At 42.3% G+C, this 6843-nt stretch carries 6 protein-coding genes; 2 read left to right on the top strand and 4 right to left on the bottom strand.

The window, feature by feature from the left end; all coding sequences use genetic code 11:
- Nucleotides 1-388: transposase (locus LZD48_RS06460; RefSeq protein ID WP_235761922.1), on the top strand; the 388-nt coding region annotated here is incomplete at its 5' end.
- Nucleotides 389-515: 127 nt separating this feature from the next.
- Here LZD48_RS06460 and recQ read toward each other — a convergent pair.
- The 4 genes from recQ to LZD48_RS18735 form a co-directional block, all read right to left on the bottom strand.
- Nucleotides 516-2660, bottom strand: a complete 2145-nt coding sequence (gene recQ, locus LZD48_RS06455; protein WP_235761921.1) for a DNA helicase RecQ — start codon at nucleotides 2658-2660, stop codon at nucleotides 516-518.
- A 71-nt stretch (nucleotides 2661-2731) separates the two neighbouring features.
- A complete protein-coding gene (locus tag LZD48_RS06450) occupies nucleotides 2732-2920 on the bottom strand; it encodes an SE1832 family protein (protein ID WP_235761920.1) in 189 nt (62 codons plus the stop codon).
- A 227-nt stretch (nucleotides 2921-3147) separates the two neighbouring features.
- A complete protein-coding gene (locus LZD48_RS06445; protein WP_235761919.1) occupies nucleotides 3148-4242 on the bottom strand; it encodes an AI-2E family transporter in 1095 nt (364 codons plus the stop codon).
- 303 nt (nucleotides 4243-4545) lie between these two features.
- Nucleotides 4546-4668 (bottom strand): hypothetical protein, encoded by a 123-nt coding sequence (locus tag LZD48_RS18735; protein ID WP_255770755.1) that lies wholly within the window; start codon nucleotides 4666-4668, stop codon nucleotides 4546-4548.
- A 120-nt stretch (nucleotides 4669-4788) separates the two neighbouring features.
- On the opposite strand from LZD48_RS18735, the gene LZD48_RS06440 reads away from it, so the two are divergent.
- On the top strand, nucleotides 4789-6528 hold the full coding sequence (locus LZD48_RS06440) for a phospho-sugar mutase (protein ID WP_235761918.1): 1740 nt from the start codon (nucleotides 4789-4791) through the stop codon (nucleotides 6526-6528).
- Nucleotides 6529-6843: the final 315 nt, after the last annotated feature.

Genomic DNA, 6843 nt, shown 5'->3' with positions numbered 1-6843 from the left:
TTGTCCAGCGGGGCATTTAGCTACCGGGAAACGATCCGTAAAAAGGAAAGATCGAAATTCCGAAGTTCAGTATCGATTTGACATCGAAAAGTGTAAGGTCTGCCCATTGCGCGATGGATGTTACAAAAAAGGTGCTAAGTCAAAAACATACACCGTGACCTTGAAGTCTACGGAGCATAGGGATCAAAAAGCATTCCAAGAAACAGAAGTGTTCCAAGAATTAGCTCGGGATCGTTATATGATTGAAGCGAAAAATAGTGAATTAAAAAATCGACACGGGTACAATAAAGCCACTGACTCGGGTCTATTCGGCATGGAGATACAAGGAGCAACCACGATATTTGCGACAAATATAAAAAGAATCATGAAGCTAATAGGCCAAAAATAGGGAAGATATTAGGTAAATAAGAGAGCTTTTTATGAAAAAACACATAAAAAGCTCTCTTATTTTAGTTTGACTTACCTCCCATTAAAAAACAGGAGTTTTTCAGTGGCCTCGGGTAGCCCTTGTCCCACTACATCATTCCGTTTTTCACTAATACCGCTTTAATTTTCAAATACGTATATCCTTCAGGTAACGCTTCTTTCAGCGGTTTCAGCCGTTCTTCTTCGGTTTCTTCTTTTGCCTTCAGTATTTCCGCTTCTTCTTCCTCATTGAAAAAGATATTCCAAGCAAGGGTAAATCCTTCTTTATACGCTTTAAACAAATGATTCTCAATCGTCTGGTCCTTGAAGCCACGGATTGCAGCAATTTCTTTAATTGTTTTGCCTGATTGGAAAAGATTGTAGCTAGCGAGATGGCTCGGCCCTTCGTCATCGGTATTCTTTTTCCGGACAGCCGGTGTGTCGGCGGAAATGAGCACTTTCTCCTCCACATCTGGGTTACGTGCCCGCCAGTCTTGAAGCAAGGCAAGGAAGCTTTCCCCGTATTGCTCGAACTTCACTTCACCAATTCCCTTGATTTGCAGCATTTCTTCTTTCGATTGCGGGAAATATCGGCTTAGTTCTTTTAGCGTGGCATCGGAAAAGAGAATATACGGCGGTACATTTTTCTCATCGGCTTTTTCTTTTCGAAGTGCCCGCAATTCGGTGAACAATCCAACATGGAAATCGGAATCTCCTGTCGTTGGGATTGGGGCGGTATACATCTCAACTGGCCGCTCTCCCTTTAAAACGTCGACAGAATTCTGGTTCAAGCGGATTGTCGGATAACGTCCTTCTTCAATTGCCAGTATATTTTCCGCAATTAAAAAGTGAATCATTTCGGTGATCTCTTTCTCCGTATAGCGAGAAAGCAGTCCATATGTGGTGAGTCGGTTGAGATCGAATTGAATAATCTTTTTATCCCTGGAACCTTTCAGCACTTTCGCCGTCATACTGACACCAAACCGTTCATTCATTCGCTTCACGCAAGATAGAATCATCTGCGCCTCTTCCGTAATATCCGTTTTCTCCTGCAGTTCCGTACAATTGCTGCAGCGTTCACAGTTTACATGTTGCACGGTATCATCAAAATAATCCAGAATGAAAGTTGCGAGACACCCATGGGTGTGACAGTAATTAATCATCGCCTGAAGCTTGCGGTATTCATTTTGTTTCGCATCATCTTCCAGCATCGATTGTTCAATTAAAAACTTCTGAACTTGCACATCCTGCGGAGAAAATAAGAGAATACAGTCACTCGCTTCCCCGTCCCGGCCGGCTCTTCCAGCTTCCTGGTAATAGGATTCAATATTCATCGGCATTGCATAATGGATTACAAAACGAACGTTTGATTTATCGATACCCATTCCAAATGCATTCGTCGCAATCATAACCGTAACTTCATCATGAAGAAAGGCGGCTTGTGCTTCTTGCCGCTCGAGTTCTGTAAGCCCGGCATGATATTTCGCAACGGAAAATCCACGCTGGCTCAGCTGCGTATGTAGATTATCCGCTTGTTTCCGGGTCGCCGTGTAAATAATGCCGGGCTCATTTTTATGTTCAGTAAGAAAACTACGGATATACGTCTGTTTATCCTTCCCTTTTACGACATGAAAGGATAGGTTTTCCCTTGCAAAACCAGTGTTCACCGTCTGTTCGCTCGCAATGCCGAGAAGGGATTGGATATCTGCGACAACTTCCTCTGTTGCTGTTGCAGTAAGCGCGATAAAAACAGGAATATTACCAAATTCTTTTAACCGTGGCACAATCGAGCGGTAACTTGGCCTGAAATCATGTCCCCACTGGGAAATACAATGTGCTTCATCAAAAGCGACAAGGGAAATATGAATCCCTTGCATGAGCTCAGTGAAACGAAAGGACTCAAAACGTTCTGGTGCGACATAGACGAATTTATATCTGCCAGCAGCAATTTCCCGCATCCGCATATCCTGTTCAGCGGCAGACAGGGAACTGTTGATATAGGTTGCAGCAATTCCAAGGGATACAAGTCCATCCACCTGATCTTTCATCAGCGAAATAAGAGGGGAGATGATGATTGCAGTACCTTCCATGGATAATCCGGGGATTTGATAGATTAGAGATTTACCTCCGCCTGTAGGCATGACAGCAAGTGTGTTTTTTCGTTCGAGTATATAGCTGATTGCTTCTTCTTGCCCGGGGCGGAATGCACCGTAACCGAAGTAGGTTTGCAGAATGTTTTTTTCTTTGACAAGCATGTCCTTACACTCCTTTCTATGAAAATAATCGTATCATATTTTCGCGTAAAAAGAAGAGTAAAGTCGCAACTTTACTCTTCATCCTCGAATTCTTCGAGTTGTTTCCGTACTTCGGCAATTTCTCCCTCGAGGCGGACGAGTTGGCCTTCTGCTGAGGAGACTCTGCCTTTTACGTATTCCAATTTATCCATGTCACCTTGAATCCGGACGTAATCCGACTTCAGTTCATCCAATTTACCTAAAAGTTGCTCTTTGTTCATCGTTTCCCAATCCCCTTTCCCAAATCCTTCCTATTCTATTGTAATATGATTCCAGCTAGATTCCTAGGGAAAAAGATAATGTTGTCCGTTCAGGGTATGTGCAGCTTTCTTCTGGACTGCTACGAGAAAAAATCTTATCTGGCTCATTATTTAATGTTTCAAATTTCGGAAGTGCAATTTTCATTTGTGATTAAAGCTCTGAACAAATTATTTATGCTGAAATTGCTTTAAAACAACGCATCTTCTCTATTTTTCTTGGAATCAACATACGTTTCATAAAAGTGAATAATAATCGTCCGGACGACGGCATAGAAGGGAACAGCGAACAGGATGCCGAGGAAGCCGGCGATGCTTCCAGCGGCCAAAATCACTGTAATGATTGTCAGTGGATGCATATGTAACACTTGCCCCATCACATTAGGCGAAATCAAATTACTCTCAATCTGCTGCGCGACAATCATAATAATCGACACCCAAAAAATATTCAGCGGATCCTGGAAAGCTCCAACAATTAGTGCCGGCGTTACAGCAAGAAATGGTCCGAGATAGGGAATCACATTCGTTACCATTCCAAATAAAGCAAGTGCTAACGCATAATCCAGACGAATAATCGAGTATCCGATAAGCAGAAGCACGCCAACACAAAAACTTACAAGCAACTGGCCCTGAATAAATGCAGTTAAGACTTGATTAATCTTAAGCAGCAAGCTCCGGAGATTTGCAGCTTTCTTCGGTTTGAAAAACTTCGTGATAAACGGCAATAATTTTTCCCCGTCTTTTAACATAAAGAAAAGGAAAAATGGAATTAAAACAATCCCCGCAATAATACTGATGACCTGACCAATCAACCCGCCGACAAAGGTAAATAAATAATTAATGATATCTTCCATCCGAGCAGGAATATTATCAGTGAAGTCATCAATCGCCTGCAGTACCTGATCAGGAATGCTCGTATAATTTGCTTCCCAGTAGCTGATGAAATCTTCTACAACCTTTACCATTGCTGGAATTCCTTTTACCAGATTCGTTGTCTGATCTCGGACAATCGGCCAAATATAAATGACAAAGAGAAATGCCAAGAGCAAAATAATGATGAATACCATAAGAATCGCCACAATCCGGTGAATTCTAAACCGTTCAAAAAAGCGCATCAGCGGCTTCGTCAAATAATAAAGAATCCCCGCTCCAATAATCGGAAAAGCGACCGCTCCAACCAATTTAAACAATGGCATAAAAATAAAATCTGTAATCGACACGAGCCAAATCAGAAAGAAAATTAGAATCAATCCAATAACCACTTCAAAAAAACGTCTATTCCTCACCAAAATCCTCCCTCCAACTCATCTATTCTTCTAGCAAACTTACTAAGGTTTTTTATATCCAATTTCAAACTCAAAATTAACCGAAAAAACTACTAATTACTTTCATTCAACGTAAGTATTTTGCTCGTTCACTTATTATGGAACTCTAATCACCGTTCAGTTGCCCGGTGGACGGATGCGCATCCTTAGGCACAGCTGAAGCCTCCTCGGGCTGAGCACTAAGGGATCTCCAGATGAAAGTGCACATACGCTGAATGGAGGCAACTAGGATTGAATTATACGTATACCCTCTTTTTTGTGCTTTTAACTTGAATGAATTTCATAATACGTATTTAATGCTTTCCTATCACCATATGTAGTTGAGTTGGTTCGTTCCCAACTACATATGGTGATGGAAAAGCCGACTTTGGTAATTATGAAATTCATTCAACTTATTAATATATAATAGTATTATTAACAAAAATTCATGATTTTATCCATGATTAATAGAATAAAAGAATATGCTGTGTTACTATTCTCATATATATACATATTAGGGGGAGCGAAATGGCGAAACACTGGGAACAAACCTATGAGAAATGGCTTGCTTTCAAGAACTTGGATGTTAACCTCCAAGACGAATTAAAGGATTTAAAAACAAATCCGAAGAAATTAGAAGATGCTTTTTATCAGGAGCTGACATTCGGAACAGGGGGTATCCGCGGCGTGCTCGGTCCTGGCACGAATCGGATGAACATCTATACCGTTCGAAAAGCAGCCAATGGTCTGGCAAATTACTTATTGGAGCATGTTGTGAATGCAAAACAGCGTGGAGTTGCGATTGCCTATGATTCACGTTACATGTCCCAGGAATTTGCTGTTGAAGCAGCGAGAGTCCTAGGAGCATACGGGATTCGTGCATCCGTCTTTACATCAATCCGGCCAACACCGGTCTTGTCATACGCTGTCCGTTACTTAAGCGCTGCAGCGGGGATTATGATAACCGCAAGTCATAACCCGCCTCAGTACAATGGGCTTAAAGTCTACAATGAACAAGGCGGGCAAATATTGCTGGAAGAAGCGGAGCAAATCACTGCAGCCATTCAAGCTACGGGGGATGAGCTGGAAGTACCGGTCCGCGACAAGAAGGAATTAGAAGATGAGCTGCTGCTCCACTGGCTCGGCGAAGAAGTCGACCGGGCTTATTTGGAAAAACTCTACGACATGACGAAGATGGATGAAGAAGGGCTCAAACAGGAAAAAGACTTGAAAATCGTTTACACCCCACTCCATGGAACGGGGACAGACCTCGTTGCACGCGGATTTGAACAACTGAATTTCCCAAATGTCACAATTGTGGAGGAACAAGCAGTGGCAGACCCGGAATTTTCAACTGTTGAATCACCGAACCCGGAAGAACATCAAGCATTTGAACTTGCAATCCAATACGGGGAAAAGGTGGGTGCTGATGTTTTACTTGCGACAGATCCGGATGCAGACCGGCTCGGAGCAGCTGTTAAAAATCAGTCAGGCGAATATGTCGTTCTTACCGGGAATCAGCTTGGCTCTCTGTTGCTCGACTATATTTTATCCCATAGTAATCTGAACGTTTACCGGAATGCCCGTATGATCAAAACGGTCGTCACGACAGAACTTGGCCGGGCGATTGCTGATGCGTATGGTGTGGAAACGATTGAGACACTTACCGGTTTTAAATATATTGCAGAGAAAATTGCTAGGTTTGATTCAACAGGCGAAACATTTATGTTCGGTTATGAAGAAAGCTACGGCTACCTAGCAAGCGGATTTACCCGTGACAAGGATGCGGTTCAAGCAGCAATGCTAACGGCAGAAATGGCTCAATATTGGAAGAACAAAGGGAAATCGGTGTTAGATGCCCTCCATACTTTATATGAAAAACATGGCTATTACTTGGAAGGTCTTACTTCCTTAACACTGGAAGGAAAAGAAGGATCAGAGCAGATAGCGAAAATTATGGAAGAAATCAGGGAGCGGCCAATGGAAGAAATTGCTGGTATCCGCGTGGAAAAGATCGAGAATTACGTAACGAGTGAACGTACGGATACAGCGACTGGTCGGATAGAAGCCATTCACTTGCCGCAAGAGAATATGATGAAATTTATTCTGGAAGAAGACGGCTGGATTTGCTTCCGCCCGTCAGGCACCGAACCGAAATTAAAGTATTACTATGGTGTCCGGAGTGCGAGTCACGGGGCAAGTACAGAAAAACTTGAAACGATTAAAGCCGCACTAGATAAATCTTTGGCTGAAATAATCGAGAAGTAACAGGGAGTTCTATTCAGGTATAAATATTTTTGTTTGGGGAATAGTAGAGTATCTCCAATATTTCACCAACCAAATATGTTTTACCCTGTATGGGCAAGTGATTGACATTTTATCCGAAATAGTGTTTAATATCTCTATTGATTGATTCCTAAAGGGGAGTAGCTGTACAATTTAAGTCGTCATTACGAGATACCCATCTCCGGCTTGATTGGCAACAACTGTTGTTAGCGAGACCTTTACCCATCACAGGTAAAGGTCTTTTTCTGTGGCCTTTATCTGTAAAAAGGCCATTTTTTTGTGGCTAAAACAATGCTG

This window comes from Oceanobacillus alkalisoli (genome assembly GCF_021556485.1).
GTDB classification, from domain to species: Bacteria; Bacillota; Bacilli; order Bacillales; family Amphibacillaceae; genus Oceanobacillus; species Oceanobacillus alkalisoli.
This window is presented reverse-complemented; position numbering and strand designations above follow the sequence as displayed.